The organism is Blastococcus sp. CCUG 61487 (genome assembly GCF_005222955.1).
Lineage (GTDB): Bacteria > Actinomycetota > Actinomycetes > Mycobacteriales > Geodermatophilaceae > Blastococcus.
On sequence record NZ_LWUA01000277.1, the window covers coordinates 1 to 26,029 of the forward strand.

The 26,029-nt window shown below is 74.5% G+C and carries 24 protein-coding genes, 1 tRNA gene, 1 pseudogene and 2 riboswitches; of the genes and pseudogenes, 8 read left to right on the forward strand and 18 right to left on the reverse strand.

Going from position 1 to position 26,029, the window contains the following annotated elements:
* The 4 genes from A6V29_RS18020 to A6V29_RS18035 all read right to left on the reverse strand — a co-directional run.
* Window positions 1-689: ferredoxin-like domain-containing protein (locus tag A6V29_RS18020; RefSeq protein WP_502700115.1), on the reverse strand; the 689-nt coding region annotated here is incomplete at its 3' end.
* Between the two features lie 105 nt (window positions 690-794).
* Window positions 795-1,565 carry a CbtA family protein gene (locus A6V29_RS18025; protein WP_137161590.1) on the reverse strand — a complete coding sequence of 257 codons (771 nt, stop codon included), beginning with the start codon at window positions 1,563-1,565 and terminating at the stop codon, window positions 795-797.
* A gap of 13 nt (window positions 1,566-1,578) precedes the next feature.
* Complete coding sequence (locus tag A6V29_RS18030) at window positions 1,579-1,782, reverse strand: CbtB-domain containing protein (RefSeq protein ID WP_137161591.1); 204 nt, start codon at window positions 1,780-1,782, stop codon at window positions 1,579-1,581.
* A gap of 34 nt (window positions 1,783-1,816) precedes the next feature.
* Window positions 1,817-1,988, reverse strand: a riboswitch (cobalamin riboswitch).
* The gene (locus A6V29_RS18035; RefSeq protein ID WP_137161592.1) at window positions 1,985-2,728 is read right to left on the reverse strand and encodes a (2Fe-2S)-binding protein; all 744 of its coding nucleotides are present in this window, start codon (window positions 2,726-2,728) and stop codon (window positions 1,985-1,987) included. Its footprint overlaps the riboswitch before it by 4 nt.
* Window positions 2,729-2,872: 144 nt before the next feature.
* Here A6V29_RS18035 and cobF point away from each other — a divergent pair, with 144 nt between their 5' ends.
* A complete protein-coding gene (gene cobF, locus A6V29_RS18040; protein WP_170977950.1) occupies window positions 2,873-3,637 on the forward strand; it encodes a precorrin-6A synthase (deacetylating) in 765 nt (254 codons plus the stop codon).
* Here cobF and A6V29_RS18045 read toward each other — a convergent pair.
* From A6V29_RS18045 to A6V29_RS18070, 6 genes are all read right to left on the reverse strand, one after another.
* A complete protein-coding gene (locus tag A6V29_RS18045) occupies window positions 3,607-4,794 on the reverse strand; it encodes a (2Fe-2S) ferredoxin domain-containing protein (protein ID WP_137161594.1) in 1,188 nt (395 codons plus the stop codon). The genes cobF and A6V29_RS18045 overlap by 31 nt on opposite strands.
* A gap of 74 nt (window positions 4,795-4,868) precedes the next feature.
* Window positions 4,869-5,648 (reverse strand): (2Fe-2S)-binding protein, encoded by a 780-nt coding sequence (locus A6V29_RS18050; protein ID WP_137161595.1) that lies wholly within the window; start codon window positions 5,646-5,648, stop codon window positions 4,869-4,871.
* Complete coding sequence (locus A6V29_RS18055) at window positions 5,645-7,123, reverse strand: ABC transporter ATP-binding protein (RefSeq protein WP_137161596.1); 1,479 nt, start codon at window positions 7,121-7,123, stop codon at window positions 5,645-5,647. The genes A6V29_RS18050 and A6V29_RS18055 overlap by 4 nt, the downstream gene beginning before the upstream one ends.
* Entirely contained in the window at window positions 7,120-8,013 is an 894-nt protein-coding gene (locus A6V29_RS18060; protein WP_137161597.1) for an ABC transporter permease, read from the reverse strand. Before A6V29_RS18060 ends, A6V29_RS18055 begins: the two co-directional genes overlap by 4 nt.
* Window positions 8,010-8,987: an ABC transporter permease gene (locus A6V29_RS18065; protein ID WP_137161598.1), complete on the reverse strand. Its 978-nt coding sequence runs from the start codon at window positions 8,985-8,987 to the stop codon at window positions 8,010-8,012. The genes A6V29_RS18060 and A6V29_RS18065 overlap by 4 nt, the downstream gene beginning before the upstream one ends.
* Before the next feature lies 1 nt (window position 8,988).
* Window positions 8,989-10,599, reverse strand: coding sequence for an ABC transporter substrate-binding protein (locus A6V29_RS18070; RefSeq protein ID WP_137161599.1), 1,611 nt, complete (start codon window positions 10,597-10,599; stop codon window positions 8,989-8,991).
* A gap of 31 nt (window positions 10,600-10,630) precedes the next feature.
* A riboswitch (cobalamin riboswitch) is annotated at window positions 10,631-10,815 on the reverse strand.
* A gap of 206 nt (window positions 10,816-11,021) precedes the next feature.
* Here A6V29_RS18070 and cobN point away from each other — a divergent pair.
* The 6 genes from cobN (at window position 11,022) to A6V29_RS18100 (ending at window position 18,220) form a co-directional block, all read left to right on the forward strand.
* Entirely contained in the window at window positions 11,022-14,639 is a 3,618-nt protein-coding gene (gene cobN / locus A6V29_RS18075; protein WP_137161600.1) for a cobaltochelatase subunit CobN, read from the forward strand.
* 561 nt (window positions 14,640-15,200) lie between these two features.
* Complete coding sequence (locus A6V29_RS18080) at window positions 15,201-15,509, forward strand: hypothetical protein (RefSeq protein WP_137161601.1); 309 nt, start codon at window positions 15,201-15,203, stop codon at window positions 15,507-15,509.
* Between the two features lie 337 nt (window positions 15,510-15,846).
* Complete coding sequence (locus A6V29_RS18085; RefSeq protein WP_137161602.1) at window positions 15,847-16,038, forward strand: hypothetical protein; 192 nt, start codon at window positions 15,847-15,849, stop codon at window positions 16,036-16,038.
* A gap of 293 nt (window positions 16,039-16,331) precedes the next feature.
* A complete protein-coding gene (locus A6V29_RS18090) occupies window positions 16,332-16,661 on the forward strand; it encodes a hypothetical protein (RefSeq protein WP_137161603.1) in 330 nt (109 codons plus the stop codon).
* A 382-nt stretch (window positions 16,662-17,043) separates the two neighbouring features.
* Window positions 17,044-17,451, forward strand: a complete 408-nt coding sequence (locus A6V29_RS18095) for a four-helix bundle copper-binding protein (protein WP_137161604.1) — start codon at window positions 17,044-17,046, stop codon at window positions 17,449-17,451.
* A gap of 130 nt (window positions 17,452-17,581) precedes the next feature.
* Window positions 17,582-18,220 carry a DUF305 domain-containing protein gene (locus A6V29_RS18100; RefSeq protein ID WP_137161605.1) on the forward strand — a complete coding sequence of 213 codons (639 nt, stop codon included), beginning with the start codon at window positions 17,582-17,584 and terminating at the stop codon, window positions 18,218-18,220.
* 71 nt (window positions 18,221-18,291) lie between these two features.
* Here A6V29_RS18100 and A6V29_RS18105 read toward each other — a convergent pair whose 3' ends face one another.
* From A6V29_RS18105 to orn, 8 genes are all read right to left on the reverse strand, one after another.
* Window positions 18,292-19,179: a F510_1955 family glycosylhydrolase gene (locus A6V29_RS18105; protein ID WP_249933325.1), complete on the reverse strand. Its 888-nt coding sequence runs from the start codon at window positions 19,177-19,179 to the stop codon at window positions 18,292-18,294.
* Window positions 19,180-19,261: 82 nt separating this feature from the next.
* Entirely contained in the window at window positions 19,262-19,921 is a 660-nt protein-coding gene (locus A6V29_RS18110; protein ID WP_137161606.1) for a DUF305 domain-containing protein, read from the reverse strand.
* Window positions 19,922-20,020: 99 nt separating this feature from the next.
* Window positions 20,021-20,518 carry a DUF6153 family protein gene (locus A6V29_RS18115; protein WP_137161607.1) on the reverse strand — a complete coding sequence of 166 codons (498 nt, stop codon included), beginning with the start codon at window positions 20,516-20,518 and terminating at the stop codon, window positions 20,021-20,023.
* 79 nt (window positions 20,519-20,597) lie between these two features.
* Window positions 20,598-22,925 carry a heavy metal translocating P-type ATPase gene (locus A6V29_RS18120; protein WP_137161608.1) on the reverse strand — a complete coding sequence of 776 codons (2,328 nt, stop codon included), beginning with the start codon at window positions 22,923-22,925 and terminating at the stop codon, window positions 20,598-20,600.
* Window positions 22,926-23,306: 381 nt separating this feature from the next.
* Window positions 23,307-23,603 carry a hypothetical protein gene (locus A6V29_RS18125; protein ID WP_137161609.1) on the reverse strand — a complete coding sequence of 99 codons (297 nt, stop codon included), beginning with the start codon at window positions 23,601-23,603 and terminating at the stop codon, window positions 23,307-23,309.
* A complete protein-coding gene (locus A6V29_RS18130; protein ID WP_137161610.1) occupies window positions 23,600-24,010 on the reverse strand; it encodes a hypothetical protein in 411 nt (136 codons plus the stop codon). Before A6V29_RS18130 ends, A6V29_RS18125 begins: the two co-directional genes overlap by 4 nt.
* Window positions 24,011-24,217: 207 nt before the next feature.
* Window positions 24,218-24,293 (reverse strand) — tRNA-His (locus A6V29_RS18135).
* A gap of 85 nt (window positions 24,294-24,378) precedes the next feature.
* Complete coding sequence (gene orn, locus A6V29_RS18140) at window positions 24,379-25,035, reverse strand: oligoribonuclease (RefSeq protein ID WP_137161611.1); 657 nt, start codon at window positions 25,033-25,035, stop codon at window positions 24,379-24,381.
* A gap of 211 nt (window positions 25,036-25,246) precedes the next feature.
* Between orn and A6V29_RS18145 the strand changes: the two are divergent.
* Window positions 25,247-26,029, forward strand: a pseudogene (locus A6V29_RS18145) (hypothetical protein); the annotation flags it as partial.

Consider the following 26,029-nt stretch of genomic DNA (forward strand, 5'->3'; position numbering starts at 1 on the left):
TCGGGGACGGGGTCGCCGAGGACGGCCGCGATCCGCGCCGGCCCGTCGGCCAGTTCGGCGAGCCGCCAGGCGGTGCCGCCCGAGGCCGCGCGCTCGGCGACGAATGCCCGGGCGGCTGCCAGGGCCAGGTCGACGGCGGCCGCGGGGTCCGTGCGCAGCCCGCTGTCGTGGCCGGCCAGCAGCAGCGCTGCGCTGTCCGGGCCGATTACCCGGAGCGCGACGTCGGCGCCCAGACCTGCGACGTCGCCGCGGCCGTCGTCGAACGCGGTCAGGAACCGGCCGGGGAGTGCGGCCAGCGACGGGTCCGCGCAGAGGCCGGCGTCGAAGGTCCGGACCCAGGGGCGGACGTCGACCAGCCCCCCGGACCGCCCGGTGAGCACGCTGGCCAGCACGTTGCGGGTCGTCTCGTGGGTCTCGCTCGGGAGGAGTCCGGCGTCGGCCAGCCGCGCACCCAGCTCCCCCTCGGCGCCGTCGGGGAGCCCGCGCAGCTGCACGTTCCCGCGGCTGGTCAGCTCGAGCGCGCCGTCGCCGAGCTCGTGGGCGGCGGTGGCCAGCACCCGGAGCTGGTGGGTGGTGAGCAGTCCGCCCGGTACGCGCACCCGCGCGAGCCGGCCGTCCGCGGCGGCATGGGTCCGGAGCGCGCCGGGGCAGGCGTCGGCCCGGCTGCGGAGGGGAAAGGCGGGGTTCACGGTGAGTACCTGGGGAGTCGGAGCGGCGGTCGGAGGCGCCGACGCGCACGGGCCGTCCATGGCGGACGGCCACCCCGTGCGGTCGCACGGAGCGGTACGCGCGGGTCAGCGCAGCTGGGAGCCGCGGGTGACGCGGTCGGCGAACCAACCGCCGGCCAGCCCGATCCCCACCCACAGGACGGCCAGCTGGCCGAGCGACGCGAGCCGGAAGTCCCAGACCACGGCCGCCGGCACGTCGGAGGAGATCGCGTCGGGGTTGTCCGGCACGAGCACCAGGATCAGGGCCAGCGCCACGGCGGAGGCCACCACCGCGGCCACCGCCGTCCCGGGCACGCCCACGCCGCGGGCCCGCAGCGCGTGCACCAGCACGCCGACCAGCACCGCGGCGACGACCCCGCACAGCAGGGTCGCGCCGTAGATGGCGGTCCGGGTGCCCACCGTGTCCGGGTCACCCACGGCCGGCGGGTTGGCCGGGATCTTGAGCGCCGGCAGGAGCGCCAGCACCGCGAACCCGACCGCGGCCAGCACCGTCACCCGGGCGAAGTCGCTGCGCCCGGGGAGGCGGTGGCGGACGGCGCCGTAGACGGCGGCGAAGACCACCGCCAGGACGACACCGGCCAGCACCGTGCCCAGGAAGCCGCCGACGAGCTGCTCACCGCGGGTGAACAGCTCCTCGCCGTGGTCGTGGCCGGCGCCCTCGGCGGCGGTGCGCGCCTCTTCCAGGTCGAGCGCGGGCGCGATGGCCCGCTCGGTGACCAGGAGCGAGAAGACGCCCGCCGAGGCCCCGGCGACGAGGCCCCCCGCCACGAGGCGGGAGAACAGGGTGCCGAAGCGGGGCGGCTGGGTGGTGGACGGTCGGTCGAGGACCTCGGTCATCTCCCTGCCCCCGTCAGTGGCAGGGCATGCCCAGCGAATGCCGGGCGTCGTGGAAGAACTCGTGCGCGGTCTCACCCATGGAGGCGAGCACCGCGCCGTTGTCCTGGGCGATCAGGTAGAGCCCGAACAGGGCCAGCAGGGCGAGTGCCCAGGCCCAGGCGGGAACGGTGATCCGGGATGCGGCGGTCGCCGGTTGGGCGTGCGGAACGGAGGTCATGACTGGGAAACCTTTCTTCCATGCCTCGTGGAGTGGGATGGTGCGCGCCGCAGCAGGTTTCCTGACTCCCGGATCGTCGCTCGCCCCGACCTTCCCGGTCACGTGGTGACCAGTGGTGCCATGCGGGGTCTGCTCCTCGGTCACAGTGGCGAGGACCGTGCCGGACTTGCACCGGCTTCCCTGACACTGCGGCGTTGGCACCCTACGCCGGAGCAGATGGCGTGGCGTCGGCAGCGTGCCGGAGGACGCAGTCGCCGCAGGTCCCCGCGCCCGGGAGCCGGTAGAAGAGGCAGCACGACCGGCGGACGAAGGAGCCGTCGTCGCCTCGGAAGCCGGTTTCCGCGAGCGGGCCGGTGCGCAGCAGCTCGTCCAGCACCCCGTCCGCCGCCGCGGCCAGCCCGGGGCGGGCCTGCGCGGCCATCCGCAGCGCCCCGGCCACCGCCGAGATCACGTTGCCGTCGAGCACCTGTGGCGAGACGCCGTCCGCCGCCCGGACCGTCGCGGTCAGGGGCTCGATCACCGGGGCCAGCCAGTGGCGGGTGAAGGCCGCCCCCAGGAGCCCGGGTCGGTCGGCCGGCACCGGTCGTGCCTGGGGAATGGCCAGCGGGAGCGGGTTCGTACCGGACAGCTGCAGGTGCACCGACGCTGCCGTGGACACCGGCAGCGTGCCGGTGAGGAGCGCAGCCCCCAGCACGGGGGCCACCAACCGGGCCACGAGCCCCAGGTGGACGGTGGAGCCGACCACGGTCCTCTCGACCGCAGGTGCGCCCGGTCCGGCGGAGAGGATGCCCCGCACCTCGGCCAGCCGCCGCTCCAGGACGTCGGCGTCGCCGGTCAGCTGCGCCCACGTGATCCAGTCCGTGCCCGCGTCCGGGGAGGTCGAGAAGAACGGCCCGAGCTCGGCTGCGGCGGCCAGCGCGACGCGCGCGGCGGCGTCCCCGGTCATGCGCACAGCATGTCGTGCGACTCAGGCGGCCCAGAGCTGCGGCCCGGTCGGTGGCCGCGGCCCGACCGGACTCCGGGACACTGTCCCGGTTCGGACAGCCACCGGGGGCTCCATCGCGGAGCCACCCCGACGGAAGAGGCATGCGTGCGTCGACTGCTCGTCATCGGGATCGGTGCCGGCGACCCCGACTTCGTCACCGTGGGTGCCGTTGCGGCCCTCAACCGGGTCGACGTCTTCCTCGTGCTCGACAAGGGACCGGCGACGGCGGACCTCACCCGGGCCCGCCGCGACGTCTGCGAGCGCTTCATCACTCACAACCGCTGGCGCCTGGTCGAGCTCTCCGACCCCGAGCGCGCCCGCGCCACGCCCGCCTACGTGCGCGCCGTCGACGACTGGCGCGACGAGCGCGCCGCGCTGCTGGAGCGGGCGCTGGTCGATGAGGTGCCCGACGGCGGCACCGCGGGCTTCCTGGTGTGGGGTGACCCGTCGCTCTACGACGGCACGATCCGGGTCATCGAGAGCATCGCGGCGCACGGCTCGATGGACCTGGAGTGGGAGGTGATCCCGGGGATCACCAGCGTGCAGGCGCTCACCGCCCGGCACCGCATCCTGCTCAACCGGGTGGCCGGTGCCGTGCACCTGACGACGGGCCGGCGGCTGGCCGAGGCGTTCCCCGACAACGCCGACGACGTCGTGGTCATGCTCGACTCGCACCTCGTCTGCCGGCAGTACGCCGACCAGGACCTCGACATCTACTGGGGCGCCTACCTCGGCACCGAGGACGAGATCCTGGTCAGCGGCAGGCTGGCCGACGTCATCGACGAGATCGCCGACAAGCGGGCCGCGGCCCGCGAGCGCAAGGGCTGGGTGATGGACACCTACCTGCTGCGCCGTCCGGACCGGGGCTGATCCCGAGAGCCTCCGCCGAGCCGGGGGGCGGATCCCGTGCCCGTATCGCGAGCCGCCGCAGCGGTCCGCGGGAGAGCGCCCGCCAGCGAGGCGACCGCCCCCACCCACCAGCCGCCGGGTAGCGACAGCTGCTCGATCGAGGGGCGATCCCGGGTGAAGCGCTCGGCGAGCAGGTGGGTGTGGCTGCCCTCCGGGAACCGGCCCCCAAGTGCCGGAACGGCGGTCCGGACCCGAGTCGTGGCCACGGGGGTGGCCACGACGCGCTCGGGGGAGACCGCGATCAACTGGGTGCCGACCTCCGCGAGGACAGCCGCCGCCGCACGTCCACGGTGCGCGCGCAACCTCGCGGCGAGCACCGGTTCCTCGACTGAGACCCCGAAACGCGTGCCTGGGACGCCGAGATCGAACAGGACGTGCCCAGCCCGGCCTCGGGGGTCCGCGAGCTCGGCGAGCCCGCGCGCGCCGGGCGGTTCGGTCCGCGTGGCGACGACGACCGACACCGGGGCGCCGCCGTCGTCGACGAGCACCCACAGGCCCGGCGCGACGGACAGGTCCAGCTCGATGTCCCCGGTGTGGTCCGCGGCTCCCAGCCGGTCGGCGTCCTCGGCGACCCGCCGGTCGGCGCCCACGAGCAGGACATCGGCGCTCGCGCCCTCAACGCCCACGGACCAGCTCACCCCCACGTACCCGATCAGCGTCCGCACCAGGGACCGCACCTCCGCGTCCGGCACCCGGCGGGCGGACAGAGCGGCCACGACGTCGATGGGGGTGCCGTCGACGACCGTGATCTCGTGATCCGGCGTCACCGAGGGTGAGCCGGTCGTCCCGGGATCGAACAGGTGGGGGACCAGGGCCGCGGGCACCGGTGCGACAGCGCCCTCCCGCACCCAACCGGCGATGCGCCCGGCGGCATCGGCATCGACGCGGCGGAACCACGTCGTGCCGAGCCGCCCGCCCCTCCGCTCGGTGTCCCGGTGCCGGACCGCGACGACGTCGCGGTCCGAGCAGGGCCCGAGGCAGTTCACGACGGTGACCCGGCCGCCGGGGAGGTCGTCGACCCCTGACCGGAGAGTGGCGAGCCGCTGGGCAGCGGGTTCCGGGTCGTCGCGGCCGCAGCAGCAGCCGCGGCAGACGAGGACGCTGGCGGTGGGTGTCACCGGGAGACCTCCGGGGGGGCGGGAGCGGACGAGGACGGAGGAAGCCGGCGGGTCACGGGCGACGACCGGCGCGCTCACGGCTCGATCGCCCGGGTGGCCGCGGCCAACCGCAGGCGGACCAGCCGCTCCTGCGGAGTCCGCCCGGGGCAGGCGCCGCACCTGCCCTGGCCGGGCGCCTCGTAGAGCAGGCAGCACGAGGCCCGCCGCAGGAACCGGTGCTCGCCGAGGTCCGGCCGGTCCTGGCCGTCGTCCATCGGGACGACGTCGATCCAGCGGACCCGGGGGAGTGGCGGGCCCACCGCCTCGGCCACCCGCTGCGCGAGCTCGGCGGCCCGCGTCTCGTCCCCGATCGCGCGGCCGGCCCAGAGGAAGCGGTTGGCGGTCGAGTCGGCGGCGATCGCCCACAGCGGGCGCTCCTTCATGCCGCCGGCCGCGGCGACGGGCGGCACCACCCGCTCCAGCGCCTGCCGCAGCGCGGCAGCGAGGGTGAGCACCGGATCGGGCCCCTCCAGCACCCGCGACGACGTGCCGCCGGTGACCCGGCTGTCGGGCAGCCAGTGCACCGCGACGTCGTCGGGTAGCGGGGAGAGCGCCCGGCCGGTGGCGACCAGCGAGGCGATCGCCGGCACCTGGAACCAGTTGGACACCGAGTACCACCACAGCGTGGCCAGCACCCGCCGGTCGTCGGTCCGCCAGCGCTGCCCGCGCAGGGCGAGCTGCCGGTCCAACCAGGCCGGGTCGTCGATCGCCGTGACCGGGACGGCGGTCGCCCCCGGGGCGAGCCGGAGCGGCGCCGCCTCGGCGGCAGGCAGCCGGCGGAGGGCCTCGGCGAGGACCGTCGCGGCGGGGGTCACGTCAGCTCTCCGTCGGCCATGCGCACCAGGCGGTCGGCGTAGGAGGCCAGCCGGGGCTCGTCGTGGCTGACGACCAGCACGGCGGCCCCGTCGTCGGCGGCCGCGCGGAGCAGGGCGGCGACCGCCGCGGCGGCGTCCACGTCGAGGCTGGCCGTCGGCTCGTCGGCGACGACGAGCGCCGGCCGGGCGATCAGGGCCCGGACGACGGCGACCCGCTGGCACTGGCCCACCGAGAGCGTCGCCGGTCGCCGGTCGACGTCCACCTCGCCGAGTCCGACGTCGGCCAGCGCCTCCGCCGTCCGGCGCCGTCGCTCGGCCCGCGAGAGCCGGCCGCCGGCCAGGACCAACGGCTCGGTCACCGTGCGCCACAGCGGCCAGCGGCGGTCCAGGCTCGCGACCGGGTCCTGGAACACCGGCATGGCCCAGCCCGCACGCGGCCGCACCACCCGGCGCCGGCTCGCTCGCGGCCAGGCGTCCGCACCGGCCAGCAGAACCCGCCCGGTGTCCGGCGGCTCCAGCCCGGCAGCGAGTCGCAGCAGCGTGGACTTCCCCGACCCCGACCGGCCGACGACACCGACCACCTCGCCGGCGTGCACGTCGAGATCCACGCCGCGCACCGCCGGGACAGCCGAGCCGCCGGACGCGTAGGTGCGCCCCACGCCGGTCAGGCGGACCGCGGGCATTCCGCTCGGCGGTGCGGACGCCGTCGACGCCGCACGCGGTGCCGGCGTCGACGCGGCGACGAGCAGCCGGGTGACCTCGTGCGCGGGTCGGCCGAGGACCGTGCCGGCCGCTCCGCGCTCGACCACCCGGCCGCCGTCGAGCACGAGCACCTCGTCGGTGTGCCGGGCGACCAGGGCGAGGTCGTGGCTGACCAGCACGAGCGACCTGCACGTGCGCCGGAGGAGCTCCAGCAGGCCGTCGGAGAGCTCGGCGTCCAGGGCGCTCGTGGGCTCGTCGGCGAGGGTGAGCAGCGGCTCGTGCGCCGTGCCGGCCACCGTGGTCGCCCGCTGCAGCATGCCGCCGGACCACTGGTGCGGGTACTGGGCGGCCCGGCGGGCGGCGTCGGGGATGCCGACGCCGCTCAGCCGCTCGGCCACCACGCCGTCCGGCGGGCGCCGGCGGTGCGCCGTCCAGGCCTCGGTGACGTGCCGCTCGACGCGGTGCAGCGGGTCGCAGGCGGCGTAGGGGTCCTGGGCTACGTAGCCGATGTCCGTCCCGCGTCGGCTGCGCAGCTCGCGCTCGGAGCAGCCGGTCACCTCCCGGCCGTCCACCCGCACCGTCCCGGTCACCTGCGTGCCGGGCGGCAGCAGGCCCAGCACCGTGCGGACCAGCGTCGTCTTGCCGCACCCGGAGCTCCCGACGACGCCGAGCCGGCCGCCGTGCGGCACCACCAGGTCGACGTCGACCAGGCCCCGGAAGCCGTCGGCGAAGGTGACGGTGAGCCCCTGCACCTCCAGCGCCGGCGCGCTCACGAGCGGACCCCCGGGTCGGTGACGTCGCGCAGCGCCTCGCTGAGCAGCGTGGCGGCCAGCACCGTGGCCACCAGGCCCGTCGCGGGGCCGATGATCTGCCAGGGTGCGTAGGCGAGCGTCTCCCGTGCCCCGGCCAGCATGGTGCCCCACTCGGCGGTGGGCGGTTGGGCGCCCAGACCGAGGAACGACAGCCCGGCGAGCGCGAGGACGACCTCGCCGACGCCCAGCGTGGCCACGACCAGGACCTGCGCGGCGGCGCCGGGCAGCACGTGCCCGGCCGCGATCCGCAGCTCGCCGGCGCCGGCCATCCGCGCGGCCAGCACGTCGGGCCGGGTGACCGAGGTGCACGCGTACGCCCGGGCGAGTCGGGCCGTGCCCGCCCACCCTGTCAGCGACATGGCGAGCACCAGGTTGACGAAGCTCGGGCCGAGCACCCCGACGAGCGCGAGGGTCAGCACCAGCCCGGGCAGCCCGAGCAGGACGTCGACGATCCGGGCGAGGACGACGTCGACCGCGTCGCCGGCGACGCCCGCGACGACGCCGACCAGCAGACCCACCACCGCGGTGATCGCGGTGATCAGCAGCGCCGCGCCCAGCGACGTCCGGGCGCCGGCGACGGTGCGGGCGAGCAGGTCCCGGCCCGCGCCGTCGGTACCGAGCAGGTGGCCGCCGCCCGGGGGCTGCAGCTGGTTGGTGTACTGGGGCACGTCCGGGTCCGCCGTCAGCAGCGGCCCGACGAGCGCGACCAGCACCAGCGCACCGGCCAGGAGCAGTCCGATCCGGGCATCGGTGCGCGCGACCAGGCGGCGCCACGCACCGGCGGTGACCGCGACCTCGAGGGGGTCCGTGGTCGCCGCCCCGGGCCGGAGCAGCGGGGTCAGCACGGTCATGCCGCACCCCCCGCTACCCGCGCGGGGACGGCCCGCCTCGCGGCGGCCGGCCGCAGCCGCGGGTCCAGCGCCGTGGTGAGCAGGTCGGTCAGCAGGCTGACGACGACGTAGACCAGCACCGCGATGATGGTGAACCCGGTGACGACGGGCATGTCCCGGGCGGTGATCGCCTCCACCGTGAACCGCCCGACGCCGGGCCAGGTGAACACGGTCTCGACGACCGGGGCGCCCCCGAGCAGAGCGGCGCTGCCGAGCCCGATCATCGTCAGGTAGGGCGGCAGCGCGTTGGGCAGCTCGTGGCCGAGCAGCCGGCGCACCGGTCCGGCGCCGCGCGCGCGGCTCACCCGCAGGTACGGCGCGCCGCGCGCCTCGAGCAGCCCGGCCCGGAGCACCCGCGACCACGTGGCAGCCGCGCCCAGCGCCAGGACGAGCGCCGGCAGGAACACCGTGCGCCACGTGCCGTCGGCGATCACCCGGCCCATGCCGAGCTGCACCACGACGAGGTCGAGCAGGACCACACCGAGCAGGAACCCCGGCACGACCAGCACCCCGGTGCTGAGCACCCGGGCCAGGTGGTCGGGCCAGCCGCCGGGCCGGGCGGCGGCGAGCAGCCCGAGCGCCAGCGACAGGACGACCGCGAGGGCGAGGGCCGCGACGGTCAGGACCGCCGTCGCGGGCAGCCGCTCCAGGAACTCGTCGGAGACCGGCTGACCGGACCTCCAGGACACCCCCAGGTCACCGCGGACCAGCCCGGTGAGCCACTCCCAGAACCGCTGCGGCAGTGGGTCGTCCAGGCCGAGCTCCGCTCGGACGGCCGCGACCGCCTCGGGGGAGGGCTCCAGGACACCGCGGGCGTTGAGCACCCGCCGGGCCGGGTCGCCGGGGACCAGCACGAGAAGGGCGAAGACGATGGCCGCCCCACCTGCCGCACTGATCCCCGCCTCACCGACGCGGCGCAGCACGGCGCCGCCCACGTCACTCCCCGGGCGAGGTGTCGGCGGTCACCCAGAGGTTGCTGATCGGCAGCTCGTAGCTCCGCCAGGTCTCGTTGGTCACGATCCCCGACCGGCGAGCGACCGTTGCGGCCCAGTAGCCCTGCTCGGAGACGATCTGCTGGATCTCCTCGAGGAGGGCGGTGCGCTCGTCCTCGTCGAAAGTGGTCGTCAGCCGCTCGATGGCCGCGTCGAGCTCGGGGTCGGAGATGCCGCCGCGGTTGCTCTCGGAACCGGTGGCGAAGCGGTTCCGGAGGGCCTCGACCGGGCTGCCGCCGAAGGAGACCAGCGAGGCTCCCTCGATCGCGCCGCCCCAGGTCCCGGTCTCCATCTCGGCGTAGAGGTCGTCCACCTGCGCGATCTCCACGGCGACGCCCACCTCGCCGAGCTGCACCTGCAGCGCCTCGGCGAGGGTCGTCGAGTCCGGCTGCTGGGGGTAGGACAGCAGTCGGATCCGCAGCGGCTGGCCGTCGCGGGTGCGCACCCCGTCGGCCCCCTCGGTCCAGCCGGCCTCGTCGAGCAGCCGGCGCGCCAGATCGAGGTCGGTCTCCTGGGTGTCGAGGGCGTAGGGAAGCCGCGGCGAGAAGATGCCGGTGGCGACGTCGGCCTGACCGCTGAGCACGTCCTCGGCCAGGGCGCGGTAGTCGATGGCGGCGACGACGGCGCGGCGCACGCGGGCGTCGTCCATGCCCGGGGCCCGCGTGTTCGGGATGAAGGCGAAGGTCGAACCGGTCGGCTCGCCGGTCACCCAGAACGCGTCGCCGCGGCCCTGGAGGGTGCGCTCGACCGCCGTCGGCATGTAGAGGGCGATGTCGGCCTCACCGGTCTGCACCGCCTGGACCCGGGAGGTCGCCTCGGGGACGAAGCGGATGGTCAGGTCGTCCAGCCCGGGGCCGCCGCTCCAGTGGTCCGGGAACGGCGAGAGCTCGGCACTCTGGCCGTCCAGGCTGTCGACCACGAACGGCCCGGTGTAGAGGCCGGCGTCGAGCAGGGCGCTCGCGTCGTCACCCGAGGCGAGGTGCTCCTCGTAGGCGTCGATGTCGAAGACCTGCACCTGCGACTCGTCGGCGAGGATGTTCGGAAGTGTCGGCACCGGCGAGGTCGTCGTCAGCGTGACCTCCAGGTCACCGCTCGCCTCGGCGCTCCCGAACGCCGCGGCGGAGGCGAAGCCCTCGTTGTTCTCCGCGGTCCAGGTCAGCAGCTGGGCCAGCGCGTCGGCGTCGAGGGCCCGACCGTTCTCGAACGCCACGTCCTCGCGGAGGGCGAGCGTCCACGTCGTCTCGTCCTCGGAGGTCAGCTCCTCGAGCACCCACGGCGAGGGGTTGCCGTCGCGCTCGGGCCGCATGAGCAGCTCGACGTAGCCGAACTCGACTCCCCAGAAGCCGTTCTCGGTCGGATCGAGGTCGTCGATGGCGAAGCTGGTGGCGATGGTCAGCGTTTGCTCGTCGCCGGCCGCAGCCGCCTCGTCTTCCTCACCCCCGCTCGTGGTGGCGCAGGCGGTGAGCGCGAGCGAGGCGGCCAGACCGGCGGCCCAGCGGCGGGGTCCGGCGCGCCTGGCGCGGGTGGACGTGGACAGGACAGATCGCAGCGTCATGAGAGACGTCGCCTCCAGCACCTCGTGGATGACTACTTCGGGTGCCGTGGCCGGTCTCCTGGCTGACAGGTATCGGTTCCACCCGCCTTCCGGGACGACGACCGTCGTCCAGTGGCTGCCGCGCGGGACGGCTGGGTGGATCCACCTGATCACAGTGGCGAGGGCCGCTCCGGTTTCGCACCGGTCTTCCCGAACACCACGGCGCGGCGGACGCTAGCAGCAGCGGATGGCGCGGCTGCCTGCCGGGACGCCCGGGACGCTACGGTGGCGGCTCCACGGCAGTTCGGCAGGAAGTCCGGTGCGAATCCGGCGTGGTCCCGCCACTGTGAGCCCGGCCCCGCACCTCGGGGACCTGGTGAGCCAGACACTCCGGCTGCCGTGCCCGACGACCCGGGGCGCGGACCCCGAGTGAGGAACGTCCCGTGAGCGACCCTGTTTTCACGCTGCTCTCCACCAGCGACACCGACCTGCTGTCCGCCCGCGCCTCGGGCGCCGGCTGGCGGCTGGGCAACCCTGCGCGGCTCGACGACGAGGCGATCGCGGACCTCGTCGAGGGCAGCGCCCTGGTGGTGGTCCGCATCCTGGGGGTGCGGCGCCAGTACGAGGAGATGCTGGCGCCGCTGGTGGCCGCCCCCGCACCGGTCGTCGTCCTCGGCGGGGAGCAGGTGCCCGATGCCGAGCTCATGGAGCTGTCCACCGTGCCCATGGGCGTCGCGACCGAGGCGCACGGCTACCTCGCGCAGGGCGGGCCCGACAACCTCGTCCAGCTCCAGCGGTTCCTCTCCGACACCGTGCTGCTGACGGGGGAGGGGTTCGAACCGCCGTCGGTCGCGCCGGACTGGGGGCTGCTCGACCGCGTGAGCCGGGGGAGCGGCCCCACGGTCGCCGTCCTCTACTACCGGGCCCACCACCTGTCCGGGAACACGGGCTTCGTCGAGGACCTCAGCCGGGCCATCGAGGACGCCGGCGGCCGCGCGCTGCCCGTCTTCACCTCCTCCCTGCGCTCGGTCGACCCGGGCCTGCTGGAGACGCTGCGCGGCGTCGACGCCATGGTCGTGACGGTGCTCGCCGCCGGCGGGGCGCGCCCGGCGACAGCCCAGGCCGGCGGCGACGACGGCGCGTGGGACGTCGGCGAGCTCGCGGCTCTCGACGTGCCGGTGATCCAGGGGTTGTGCCTCACCCGGTCGCGCGCCGAGTGGGCAGCGGACGACGACGGGCTCTCCCCGCTCGACGTCGGCACCCAGGTCGCCATCCCCGAGTTCGACGGACGGCTGATCAGCGTGCCGTTCTCCTTCAAGGAGACCGACGCCGACGGGCTGACCCACTACGTCGCCGACCCCGAGCGGGCCGCCCGCGTGGCCGGGACCGCTGTCGCGCACGCCCGGCTGCGGCACACCCCGCCCGCTGAGCGGCGGATCGTCGTGATGCTGTCGGCCTACCCGACCAAGCACGCGCGTATCGGCAACGCCGTCGGCCTGGACACCCCGGCGTCGGTGGTCCGGCTGCTGGCGGCCATGGCTGGGCAGGGCTACGACATCGGGCCGTTCGACGGGCCGGACGCACTGCCGGGCGTGGCCGAGCTCGACGGCGACGCCCTGTTCCACGCGCTCATCGCCGCCGGCGGGCAGGACGCCGACTGGCTGACCGAGGAGCAGCTCTCCGGCAACCCGGTGCGCATCCCTGCCCCCGCGTACCGCGCGCACTTCGACTCCCTGCCCGCGGACCTCCGCGAAGCCGTGGAGGAGCACTGGGGACCCGCACCGGGCTCGCTGTTCCTCGACGGGGACGACATCGTGTTCGCCGCCCTGCGCGCCGGCAACGTCGTGGTGATGGTCCAGCCGCCCCGCGGCTTCGGGGAGAACCCGATCGCGATCTACCACGATCCCGACCTGCCGCCGTCGCACCACTACCTGGCCGCCTACTGGTGGCTGCGCTCCGAGTTCGGCGCGCACGCGCTCGTGCACGTCGGCAAGCACGGCAACCTCGAGTGGCTGCCCGGCAAGAACGTGGGCCTGTCCGCCTCGTGCGGGCCGGACGCCGCGCTGGGCGACCTGCCGCTGGTCTACCCGTTCCTCGTCAACGACCCCGGCGAGGGCTCTCAGGCCAAGCGCCGGGCGCACGCCACCCTGGTCGACCACATGGTGCCGCCGATGGCCCGCGCGGACAGCTACGGCGACATCGCCCGGCTGGAGCAGCTGCTCGACGAGCACGCCAACGTCGCGGCGATGGACCCGGCCAAGCTGCCCGCCGTCCGGGCGCAGATCTGGACGCTGCTCCAGGCCGCGAAGCTCGACGCGGACCTGGGCCTCAACGAGCGCCCGGCGGACGAGCACTTCGACGAGATGATCCTGCACGTCGACGGGTGGCTCTGCGAGATCAAGGACTCGCAGATCCGCGACGGCCTGCACGTGCTGGGCTCCCCGCCGTCCGGCCAGAACCGGGTGGACCTGGTCCTGGCGATGCTGCGCGCCCGCCAGATCTGGGGCGGCTCGGTCGCCCTTCCCGGGCTGCGCCAGGCGCTCGGCCTGGTCGAGGACGGCACCGCCGGCCTGCACGAGACCGACCGCGTCGAGGCGCTGGCCGAGGCTCTCGTCCAGGGGATGGAGACCCGCGGCTGGGCGGTCGCGGCGGTCGAGGACGTCGTCCGCGAGGTGCTCGACCGCGAGGACGCCGGGGTCGCCGCCGTCCTCCGGTTCGCCGCCGAGGAGGTCGTGCCCCGGCTGGAGCGGACGACCGACGAGCTCGACGCGACCCTGCACGCCCTGGAGGGCGGCTACGTGCCGGCCGGCCCCTCGGGCTCACCGCTGCGCGGGCTGATCAACGTGCTGCCGACGGGCCGGAACTTCTACTCCGTCGACCCGCGCGCCGTGCCGTCGCGGCTGGCCTGGGAGACGGGGCAGGCCATGGCCGAGTCGCTCGTCGACCGGTACCGCGCCGACACGGGCGAGTACCCGCGATCGGTCGGGCTGTCGGTGTGGGGCACGTCGGCGATGCGCACGTCGGGCGACGACATCGCCGAGGTGCTCGCGCTGCTGGGTGTGCAGCCGGTCTGGGACGAGGCGTCCCGCCGGATCACCGGCCTGGAGCCGATCACGCTCGACGAGCTCGGCCGCCCGCGCATCGACGTCACCGTGCGGATCAGCGGGTTCTTCCGGGACGCCTTCCCCCATGTCGTGACCATGCTCGACGACGCCGTGACCCTGGCCGCGGGGCTGGACGAACCCGCGGAGCAGAACTACGTGAAGGCGCACGTCGACGCCGACGAGGCGACCCACGGCGACCGGCGGCGGGCGACCACCCGGGTGTTCGGGTCCAAGCCGGGTGCCTACGGAGCCGGCCTGCTGTCGCTCATCGACAGCCGCAACTGGCGGGGCGACGCCGACCTCGCCGAGGTGTACGCGGTGTGGGGCGGCTACGCGTACGGCCGGGGTCTGGACGGTGTGCAGGCCCGTCCGGACATGGAGGCCGCCTACAAGCGGATCGCGGTGGCGGCGAAGAACGTGGACACCCGCGAGCACGACATCGCCGACTCCGACGACTACTTCCAGTACCACGGCGGCATGGTCGCCACGGTGCGCGCGCTGACCGGTACCGCGCCGGCGGCTTACATCGGCGACTCCACCCGGCCCGAGCAGGTGCGCACCCGCTCGCTGACCGAGGAGACCGCCCGGGTCTTCCGTGCTCGGGTGGTCAACCCCAAGTGGCTGGCCGCGATGCGCCGGCACGGCTACAAGGGCGCCTTCGAGCTCGCGGCGACCGTCGACTACCTGTTCGGCTACGACGCCACCACCGGCGTGGTCGCGGACTGGATGTACGAGAAGCTCGCCCAGACCTACGTGCTCGATCCGGAGAACCGGGAGTTCATGGAGAAGTCCAACCCGTGGGCGCTGCACGGCATCGCCGAGCGGCTGCTCGAGGCGGTCGACCGGAAGATGTGGGCCGAGCCGGACCCGGCGCTGCTCGCCGAGCTGCAGCAGGCGTACCTCGATACCGAGGGCGACCTGGAAGGCGGTGGATCGCCGATCCCGACGGCCGGCTGAGGGCGGCCCTCAGCTGCTGGGGCGCCCCTCTGCGCGTAGCCGCCCCCTCGCGACGTCCCGGGGGGTCGGCTCGGCCGTCCGGACGGATGCACCTGGGGCCGGTACACGCGGTGCCGGCGGCCGTGCCGCCGGATCCGAGGACCGGGGGGCTCGAGGGATGTGGTGGGTGGGCTCCGTGCGGCCGGCTGCGCAGCCGCTCCGCCCCTGCCCCGGCGAGGGGGCAGGGGCGTTCCGACCGCCGCCGTCAGCGGCGCTGGAACGGACGAATGCCCTGGTCAGGGAGCTGACCAGGGCGTTCACCACTAGGGTGAGTGACGAAGGCTCGACACTGCGAGTGAGGCCGGTCCCGGGCCTGGTGGCCCGGGGGATCCGCACGATGGCGGGCCTCTCCGACACCGGAGATCGTCCCTGAGCGGTCCTGAGCGGTCCTGAGCTTTCGGGTGCCCGTCGATCTGCCCCCCAGCCGGCGGTCGTCCAGGGGTGCCGCGGTGATCGGATCCGGGCTGCGCTGCCCGTCGAGCTGGGACTGCCGAACGTCGGTGTCGCCGGACCGATCGAGGGGTGATCGAAGAACAGCTGGCGCCGGTCCGTCGCTACACCCGGGCCGAGGCGGCACAGGCGCTCAACGTCAAGGACACCTGGCTGAAGCGGTGGGTCACTGCCCGCTCCATCCCGCACCAGCGCAGCGGCGACCCCAACGGGAAGCAGCAGCGCGGAGTGTGGTTCACCTGGAACGACATCCTCGCGATCGGCGCGATGCTCCCGGAACTGATGACCAACCGTCAGACCGTCCAGGCGGCGCGCATCGCCCCGGCGGGGCGCTCCGACGAGCTGCTCGACCGGTGGGCTCGGCTGACCTCTGCGCGCTGACCCGGCCACCGCCCCCACTGCGCAGGTCGAAGCCCCTCGCCCAGCAGAGCAGTCGGTGACCACCGTCGAGCACTGACTCGCCGGTGGGCGATTGCGCAGGCGCTACGAGCGCCGACGGTCCGGCGCGGACACCAACCGTGTCCCGCGCGATCGCCGGGACATCGGGTCCCGGCACGCGCCTCCTCTCCGGAGGCCTCATGTCCCAACAGATCTGGACCGGCCGCCCGACGCCGAACGCCGTGTCTCGGCAACGACGACCCCCTGGCAGCCGTCGCCGCGACACCGACGCGAGCAGGACTGGAAGACGCTGGTCGGCACGTACCGGCTCCTGTCCCGGATGGTGGTCGAACGCACCAAGCACCACCGTGCCGACGATGCCGACCCGCCGGCGCAGCAGGCCGTCCTCGTCGAGGAGGAGCTCGAGCACTGCTACCCGACCCGCTTGCCGCAGTTGTGCCCCCAGCTGCTGCTGGAGGAGGCGCGCTGGTGGGCGGAGGGGAAATGGGAAAGGCCCTGGTCAGCGAACTGACCAGGGCCTCTCACCTGGGGTGAGTGACGGGGCTCGAACCCGCGAGTGAGGCCGGTCCCGGGCCTGGTGGCCCGGCGAATGCGCAGGATAGCGGCCTTTTCGGACGTCCCGGAGGGGTCATGAGCGGTTCTGTGCGGTCCTGAGCGGTCAGTTGCCCCCCAATCTGCCCCCCAGCTCCGGGGACTCCTGCAGTGACCGGCAGCAGACCCGAAGCAGGCCCGTCCAGACGCCGACGCGGTAGGACAGCCCTGCGGGGATTGCCGCCGGCCGCCGGTCGCCGGACAGGTCCGACGGTGATCAACGAGCAGCTCGCCACCGTCCGTCGCTACAAGCGGGCCGAGGTGGCAGAAGTCCTGAACATCCCGGACACCTGGCTGAAGCGGTGGGTGACCGCCCGCTGCATCCCGCACCAGCGCAGCGGCGACCCCAACGGGAAGCAGCAGCGCGGGGTGTGGTTCACCGCCGGGGACATCCTGGCCATCGGCCGGCTGCTGCCGGAGCTCATGACGCCGCGTCAGGCCAAGCGGGCCGCGGCGCCCGACACGCACTGCGCCGCGCCTGACGCCCCGGAGCCGCTCACCGCCGACGTGCTCGACGAGTGGGCCAGCATCGGTCTGCACTGACCGAAGCCGGTGTCCCCATGCTGGAAGGACTGCGGGTGCGCGACCCGCGCTCCACTCTGCGGAGCCTTCAGAACGGGGAGGCGCTGGTAGGGCCGAGGCTGACCGGAACGAGCAGCTGTGCGGCGCGCATCCGACTTCACGTCCGCGCCGAGCCGGTCGACTACGCACGGGGAGGCGCGCCAGTTGCTCGTGCCAGTCGAGGCCCAGCACGCCGGTCAGGACCGGGGCGCCGACGGTCGGCGCAGGAAACGGGGTCGCCGCAGATGACGACTTCGTGACGGCCGTGCGGGTCGCCGAGCAGCGGGTAGGGGCAGCGGGCCCGACGTGAGTCGCCGGCGGCAGCCGAGCCGCCGCGGGCGCCGGGGAGAACGAAGGAGATCCCATGACCGTCGCCGCTCAGATGCTCGGCACGTACCCCAAGGACCTCGGCGGAGTGGACAAGGACAAGCTGGTCACCTGCCTGGAGGCGTGTGTCGAGTGCGCGCAGGCGTGCACCGCGTGCGCCGACGCCTGCTTGTCCGAGGACATGGTCGCCGAGCTGATCAAGTGCATCCGCACCAACCTCGACTGCGCCGACCTGTGCGAGGCGACTGGCCGGGTGCTGTCCCGGCACACCGGATACGACGCGAACCTCTCGCGGGCGGTGCTGGAGGCGTGCGCGGCGGCGTGCAAAGCGTGTGGGGACGAATGCGAGTCCCACGCCGAGATGCACGAGCACTGCCGGGTGTGCGCCGAGGCATGCCGCCGCTGCGAGCAGGCGTGCCGCGACCTGATCAGCTCGCTGGGCTGACCACACGCCCGATCCGACCAGCCTCGTCCCGGCGCATCAGGACCAGCCGAACGGGCGCCGGGACGCCACGACATGACCATCGCCGCCGGCCTCCGGAGGCGGCGGCGGCGAGCGAACGGACTACCACCTCATGGCGACCAAGAGCAGCAGCGAGGGCCACGCCCGCGGGCACGGCGGCGAGGGGGCCGACCACCACGACGCCTCCGGCGACGGTGCGATGCAGAAGAAGATGCAGCGGAAGATGTACCTGCGCTTCGCGGCGATGATCGCCACGTCCATGGTGGTCATGTACTGGACGATGTTCGCGGGCACGTGGGAGTGGAGCCACGTCCGGTTCAGCGAGAGCCGCGTCTTCATGGCGCTCACCATGGGCGGCACCATGGGGCTGGTCATGTTGGCCTGGATGCTCAACATGTACAAGAACATGAAGGGCAACATCGCCATCGTGGCCGTGAGCCTGCTGCTGCTGGGCGGGGGCATCGCCCTGGACCGGAGCCAGGCCACCGTCGACGACCGCAGCTGGATGAGCGCGATGATCCCGCACCACTCCCTGGCCATCACCCGGTCCGAGCGCGCCGACATCGACGACGTCCGCGTGTGCCAGTTGGCCGTCGAGATCATCCGGGCCCAGCAGCGTGAGATCGCCGAGATGGAGTGGCTGATTCGGGACATCGAGGAGAACGGGGAGGCCGAGACCGCCGAGGATGCGCAGTCCCGGCCGGTGCCCGAGTTCGAGGGCTCGGCACTGCGCGACTGCCCGACCGGCTGACCAGCGGACCCACGGCCGGGGCAGGGGAACTGCCATCCCACGGCCCGATCGCCGTCCGCGGCCCGGATGCTTCAGGTCGACAGCAGCGTGGTGAAGGAGACGCCACCGTCGGTGGACTCCAGCAGGCCGTCGTCGGTCACCGCGACGACCCGCAGTCGGCCGTTGGTAGTCGTCGCGGCGACGGCGTGCGGGGCCGCGTCCAGCTGCCCCTGTGGCTGCCAGCTCCTGGCGGGGTCGGTGCTGGTCCACACCGCACCGTCGGGGGTGATGCCGACCGCGGCGCTGCCGTCCTCGGACCAGGTGACCACCTGCAGCAGCGGGGCGCCGTCCACGGACGCCCACGTTGTGCCGGCGTCGGCCGAGTGCATCAGTCCGGCGGCGGTGGTGGCCAGCACCCCGGCCCCGTCGGGGGCGGCGGTGAGGGTGTGCGGCTCGGCGGGGACGGCCAGCTGCTCCCAGGTGGAGCCGTCGGCGGTGCGGCGCAGTGCCCCGTCGTAGCCGATCGCCCCGCCGCCGGGCAATGCGGTGAGGGCGTGGAAGTCCGACTCGCCGGCCCGGGACAGCGGCGTCCAGGTCACGCCACCGTCGGTGCTCTCGATGAGCCCGACCGGGTTGGGCAGATCGGTGCGCAGCCCGGGGTGCCCCGACGCCAGGTAGTGGTCGGGGCCGGCGACGGCGAACCCCATCAGGTCGATGACCGGGCCGACCGGGGACAGTCGGCCGTCGTCGTCGACCTCGACGAGGCCCTCGTGGGTGGCCAGCAGCAGCGCGCCGTCGCCGGGATCGACGGCGACGGCGTGCACATGTGCAGCCGGCAGCGCGCCGGCGGCGCCGGAGGTGGCCGGTCCGGTGGCGGCGGGGCCGTCGGTGGCCGCGCAGCCGGTCAGCAGGGTGAGCAGCACAGCGCCGGCGAGGGCCCGGTGGGCGTGGGCAGTTCGGGCGGGGCGGGTCGTGGGCATGCGGGAACTCCAGGATGGCGCAGGGGCGGATCGGGCCGGGATGCGGCGGGGCGGGCCGGTGGACCCGCCCCGCCGCGGCGGGTCAGCCGCCGAGCTCGGTGAGCAGCTGCTGCATCTCGGCGATCTCGGCGTTCTGGCTGTCGCGGATGGACTGGGCCAGCGCGAGCGCGTCGGTGTTGCGGCCGTTCGCCGCTTCCTCGGCGGCCATCTGCACCGCACCCTGGTGGTGCACGATCATCTGCTCGAGGAACAGGCGGTCGAACTCCGCGCCGGTGGCGGCCATCAGCGCGGCCATGTCGCCCTCGGACATCATCCCGCCCTCGCCGTGGCCCATGCCGCCCATGCCGCCCATGCCGTCATCCATGTGGCCGCCGTCGGCGTCCCAGTCGGCCAGCCAGCCAGTCATCGTCTCGATCTCCGGGCCCTGCGCGGCCTGGATGCGGGCGGCCAAATCGAGCACCCGGGGGTCGGCGGCGCGCCCGGAAGCCAGCTCGGCCATGGCGATAGCCTGGCGGTGGTGCGGGATCATGCCGCGGGCGAAGGCGACGTCGGCGTCGTTGAAGTCGGCCTGCTCGGCCGACGAGCTGGCCGAGGAGCTGCTGCCGTTCATCATCGAGCCGTGCCCGCCGGCGTCGGTGTCATCGTCGGCGCAGCCGGCCAGGACGAGGCCGCCGGCGAGCAGGGCGGCGCCGAGGCCGGTCAGGCGTGCGGTGGTACGGGTGCGTGCGGTGGTGCGGGTCATGGCGTTCTCCGGATGCTGCGGAAGCGGATGGGGTGGCGTGCGCGTGCACCGCCGCCGGGCCAGCGCAGGGCTGGGGCGAAGGCGGTGGAGGCGGTCGGCCTAAATCCGCAGCAGGCAGAGGGAGTGCAGGTCCGGCGGGCGCAGCGGCGCCAGGCCGGTCCGTGCGTGAGTGCGCAGCCGCGCCCACGCCGCCGGCGGCAGCGTCTGCAGCCGGGGCAGCAGCAGGGCGAGCAGCACCGCAAGGCCGGCGGCGAGCACCGCCAGGCACAGCGCCCACAGGTGCCCGGCCGGGCCGGCCGGCGCGCTGCCGTGCCCGGCGGTGAGCAGTCCGACCAGCGGAGCGGCCACGGTGGCCATTGCGGTGGCGTCGGAGACGCTGCCGTGGTGCCCGCCGTGCGCCTCGAGGCCGGCACTCATGGCGCCGGTGGACAGACCGCCGGGGTGCGGGCCGCCGTCGCCCGGCGCGGTGAGGGTCACGGCGATCGGGGCGGCGCCGTGGCCGGCCGGGTGGTCGGTTCCGGCGGCGGTGCACTGCAGGCCGTGCATCGCGAAGACGGCGGCCAGCAGCAGCAGCGCCGTCCATTCTCGCGTCGCCATGCCCACCCCCTTCCTCAGCGAGGCTACGACGCCGGACGCCTCCGCCCGCCGGGCATGGTGCCCGGCGGGCGGCGGGCCGTCAGTGCCGTCCGGCGGTGGTCGGCTCGGCGGGCGCCGGGGCGCGCCGGGCCGGGGTGGTCCGGCCGGCGCTGACCTCGGCGACGCTGGCTTCCGGGCTGAGGTCCAGCCGTCGCAGCAGCTGGGCGTTGGACGCCACGACGACGGTGGACAGGCTCATCAGCAGCGCCCCGACCTCCATCGGCAGGACGAACCCGACCGGGGCCAGCACGCCGGCGGCCAGCGGAACCGCGATCAGGTTGTAGCCCGCCCCGGCCCACAGGTTCTGCTGCATCTTGCGGTAGCTGGCCTTGGACAGCCGGATCACCGACACCACCGCGCGCGGGTCGGAGGAGGCCAGGATGATCCCCGCCGACGCGATGGCGACGTCGGTGCCGGCGCCGATCGCGATGCCCACATCGGCCTGGGCCAGGGCGGGTGCGTCGTTGACACCGTCGCCCGTGAAGGCCACGGCCCGGCCCTGCTGCTGCAGGAGCGCCACCTTCTCGGCCTTGTGCTCCGGGCGGACCCCGGCGAAGACCTGGTTGATGCCGAGCTCGGCGGCCACCGCGCGGGCGACCGGCTCGGCGTCGCCGGTGATCATCACGACGTCGATGCCGAGGGCGTGCAGCGCGTCGACCGCCTGCCGGGACTCCGGCCGGATCTCATCGGCCAGCGCCAGCGCGCCGGCGGCCTGCCCGTCGACGAGCACGTGCAGCACGGTCGCCCCGGCCTCGGCCCATGGCGCGGTGTCCGGCAGTTGGGTCAGGCCGTGCTCGGTGAGCAGGTTCGGGCCGCCGACGGCGACGGTGTGCCCGCCGACGACGGCGGTCACCCCGACGGCGGCCGACGCGCGGAACTCGGTGGCCGGGGAGACCGGCAGGTTCCGCTGCCGGGCGGCGGTGACGATCGCCCGGGCCAACGGGTGCTCGCTGTCGGCCTCGGCGGCGGCGGCCAGGGCCAGCACCTCGTCCTCGGTGCGGCCGACGCCGACCACGTCGTTGACCGCCGGCTCGCCGCGGGTGAGCGTCCCGGTCTTGTCGAACAGGACTGTGTCCACGGTGCGCATCCGCTCCATCGCGCCGCGGTCCTTGACCAGCACCCCGCCGCGGGCGGCCCGCTCGGTGGAAATCGACACCACCAACGGGATCGCCAGGCCGAGTGCGTGCGGGCACGCGATCACCAGGACGGTCACCACCCGGGTCAGCGCGGACTCCGGCGCGCCGTAGACGGTCCAGACGACGGCGGTGATGATCGCGGCGGCGACGGCGAACCAGAACAGCCAGCCGGCGGCCCGGTCGGCCAGCAGTTGCGCGCGGGTGGTGGAGGACTGCGCCTCGGCGACCAGCCGCTGGATTCCGGCCAGCGCGGTGTCCTCACCGACGGCGGCCACCCGCACCCGGATCGCGGTGTCGGTGGCCACGGTCCCCGCGACCACGGTGTCGCCGACGGTGCGGCTGACCGGCTTGGACTCGCCGGTGATCATCGACTCGTCGACGTCGGCGGTGCCGTCGACGACCTGCCCGTCGGCGGGCACCCGCCCGCCGGGGCGGACGATGACCACGTCGCCGACCGACAGCTGCGCCGGCGGCACGGTGACCACCTGGTCGCCGACGACCTTCTCCGCCTCGTCGGGCAGCAGCGCCGCGAGGGAGTCCAGCGCGGAGGAGGTCTGCGCCAGCGAGCGCATCTCCAGCCAGTGCCCGAGCAGCATGATCACGATCAGCAGTGCCAGCTCCCACCAGAAGTCCACGTCGTGGGAGAGCACGCCGACGGTGGAGCCCCAGGAGGCGACGAACGCCACGGTGATGGCCATGCCGATGAGCAACATCATCCCGGGCTTGCGGGCCCGGATCTCCCCGATCGCGCCGGTGAGGAACGGCCGCCCGCCCCAGACGTAGATGACCGTGCCCAGCACCGGGGACACCCACTCCAGGCCGGGGAGGTCGGGCAGCGTGTAGCCGACGATGTCGGCGAACATGTCGCTGAGCAGTACCGTCGGCACCGCCAGCGCCAGCATCAGCCAGAACAGCCGCCGGAACATCGCCACGTGGTCGCCGCCGTGCCCCGCGTGCCCGCCGTGCTGCCCATGGCCGGCGTGGTCTCTGTGGGAGGACGCCGCACCCTCGGGGTCCGAGGCGGCGGCGGCCAACGGGCCCTCGACATCCGGGGCGTGGTCGGCGACGACGACCGGCAGCCCCTGCCCGTGCGTAGGCCCGTGGCCGTCACCGTGGCCGTGGCCGTGGCCGTGGCCGTGGCCGTCACCGTGGCCGTGGCCGTGGTGGTGGTCGGGCGCTGCCGTCTTCGGCTGTCCCGCGTGACGGCCCGGGCGGCTCGTCGGATCTGGCATGACCTTCTCCTCTGCGGTGCGCTTCGTCCACCGCCGCTGCCTTACCCACGGAGGGAACGGTGGCGGCGCTGATGAACCTGTAACGCCGCCAACCGTAATACCCCCCTAGGGTATTTCACCAGAGTGCTGAGCGGGCTCGTGTCAGTCGCGGCCACCGGCCGGTGGGTCGGGCGGGCTGACAGGGTGGGCGACCACCAGCAGCCCTTTGCCGGCCGCGCGCTGAAGTAGGGACGTGAACTGGGGGGAGGAGCGCGATGCTCCTCCCCCCAGTGGTGCTACTTCGGCTGCGCGCCGTCGGTGAGCGCGCGGTGTGCGTCCTGGACCTGCGCAGCCAGGGCGGCCCGGAGTCCATCGGCTGTGGCGCGGACGTTGGTCAGCGCCTTATCGGCGGAGGACACGTGCTTGCTGACGTCCTCGAAGCGGGCCAGCAGGTCGGGCAGGTGCCCGACGGCGGTACGCGGCACCGGTGCTGCGCTGCAGCCCGGTGGCCACCATGCCCACCACGACCGCGCCGCTGACCGTTTCGGCCAGCGCGGCCGGCCCGTGCTCGGCCATCTCGCGCCGGGCGATGGCCACCGTTTCCGGGTGGGTGATCCGCAGGTGCGCGATCTCCATCGCTTCGTCGGTGACGGTGACGGGTTCGGCGCGCCGGCTGCGCTGCGCCGGGATGGCGGTCATCGGGCCGTCTCCAGGCCGATGAGCTGCCGGACGGGGTCCGGCAGGCCGGCGGCCAGCGAGCGGCAGACCAGGCAGCCGGATGATGACGTCGACCCGTCGCCGATGTGCTCGGCGCCGGGGGTGACCAGCGGGCCGGCTGCCGCCACACCGGCCGGGGCGGGGGCCTGCTCGGCCTGTGCCGCGGCGAGCAGCTCCCGGCGCTCCGCCTTGTCGGGCGTGGCCACCACCCGGCGGGCGGTGTCCAGCCCGAAGTGCGCGGCCATGCCGATGAACTGCTCGGCGTCGCCGCGGGAGTCCAGGCGCTGGTAGGAGCGGGCGGGCAGGCCGAGGCCGGCCGGGTTGCGCCAGTACACGCGGTGCTGGCGGCCGCGCTTCTCGATCCACATGCTGGGAGACTTGAGGGACATGGTGGCGTGCTCCGTGCTCCGTGCTCCGTGCGGTGGTCGGTCGGTTGACCGGCCGCACGGTGCGCAGCGAGAGCCGCTGCGCAGTCGCCCCGCCACTGCCCCCCCAAAGTGCCCCCCCAACGGGGGGCACCGGCGTGATCTTGCCCCCCAGTCCGGGCCGGGGAACGGGAAAGGCCCTGGTCAGCGAACTGACCAGGGCCTCTCACGTGGGGTGAGTGACGGGGCTCGAACCCGCGACACCCAGGATCACAACCTGGTGCTCTACCAGCTGAGCTACACCCACCATGGCCACCCGCACGAGGGCGGGGGCCGACACGACGATACCGGAGCCCCCGCGCCCTCCGGCCGCCGCGGGGGAGCGGCGTGCCTCACGCTCCGGCGGGGGCCTCTCCCTCGGCGGTCGCGAACAGCGGGGCGAAGCTGCCGACGACCTCGTCGGCGGCGCTCTTCGCCTGCGAGCTGCTCGGCCCGGGCGCCGCCACGAAGAGGGTGCGGCGGTAGTAGGCCAGCTCGCGGACCGACTCGATGATGTCGGCCAGCGCCCGGTGCGCCAGGCCCTTGGCGGGCTGGGCGAAGTAGACGCGGGGGAACCAGCGGCGGGCCAGCTCCTTGATCGAGGAGACGTCGACCATCCGGTAGTGCAGGTGGTCGTCGAGCTCGGGCATGTCGCGGGCGAGGAAGCCCCGGTCGGTCCCGATCGAGTTGCCGCACAGCGGTGCGGTCCGCCGCTCGGGCACGAAGCGCTTGATGTAGGCGAGGATCTGCTGCTCGGCCTCGGCGATCGTCAGCGTCGAGGCGCGCACCTGCTCGGTGAGCCCCGACTTCGCGTGCATCTCCTGCACGACGTCGTCCATCCCGTCGAGGGCGGCGTCGTCGGCACCGATGATCACGTCGAGACCGGGGTCCAGGACGTTGAGCTCCGAGTCGGTGATCAGCACCGCGACCTCGATGAGCTTGTCCTTGACGATGTCCAGCCCGGTCATCTCGCAGTCGATCCAGACCAGGTGCCCCGCGCTCTCTGCCACGTCGCCCGACAGTACGCACCGTCACCCGCGAGCGTGCTGCGGACACGGTCCGCGCCGCCGCCGGCGGGCCGGTGATTCGGGGCACGACGCGGCGCGGTCCCCGAGACCGGTCCGTGATGTGCCGTAGCGTCGGAGGTGCCGCCGGGGGTCGGCGACGCCGGCCGGGACCGGCGACCGCGAGACCGCCCACCCCACCGCCTCGGAGGACGACGTGCTGCCGCTCAACCCGCTGCCTCCGCAGACGGACGGGGAGCGTGCCTTCTTCGCCGAGCTGGTCCGCTGGGACACCGGCAACGCGGTCCGCGGCGCGGTCGTGGCGTCGATCCCCTTCACCGACGGGCCGCTCCAGCGCCGCATCTCCGACGCGATCCTCATCGTGCCGGAGGGCATCGCGGTGGTGCGCGTGGCGGAGGTGGTCCGGCAGTCCGGCGTCGTCACCGCCTCGCCCGAGGGGCCGTGGACGATCGGCCCTCCCGGCACCGGCGGCGCCGTCCTCCAGCTGGCGGGCGGCGGGTCCACCCCGCTGGACGGGCTGATGCGGGCCGGGATGGAGACCGCCGTCCGGCTCCGTCGCGCCGGGCTCGAGCCCGGCCGCGTCGCCCGGCTCACCGTGCTCACCGGCGCCGTCGAGGGGCTGCTGCCCGCGGACGGGGACCTCGGCGAGGGCGACCAGGTGGCCTACCTCGACACCCGGTCGCTGCTGCTCGGCATCGCGCGGGCCAGCCGCTACGCCGGGGTGGACAACCCCAGGCTGTGGACGACGGCCGACGTGCGTGCCGCGCTCGAGGCGCTGGGGCTGCAGGGGCGCGCTCCCTCGGTGCAGGAGCTCAACGGCGAGGGATTCCCCTACTCGCCCTACGTGCTCCGGCGCCCCCAGCTGCTCACCCCGGCCGCGATGGCGGCCTCGCCGGCGAGCGCCGGCCCGGTCGCTCCCGTGGCGCCGGACGAGGCCGCGCCGCCGAGGCGCCAGCCCGCCTCAGCCGCCCGCGCCCGA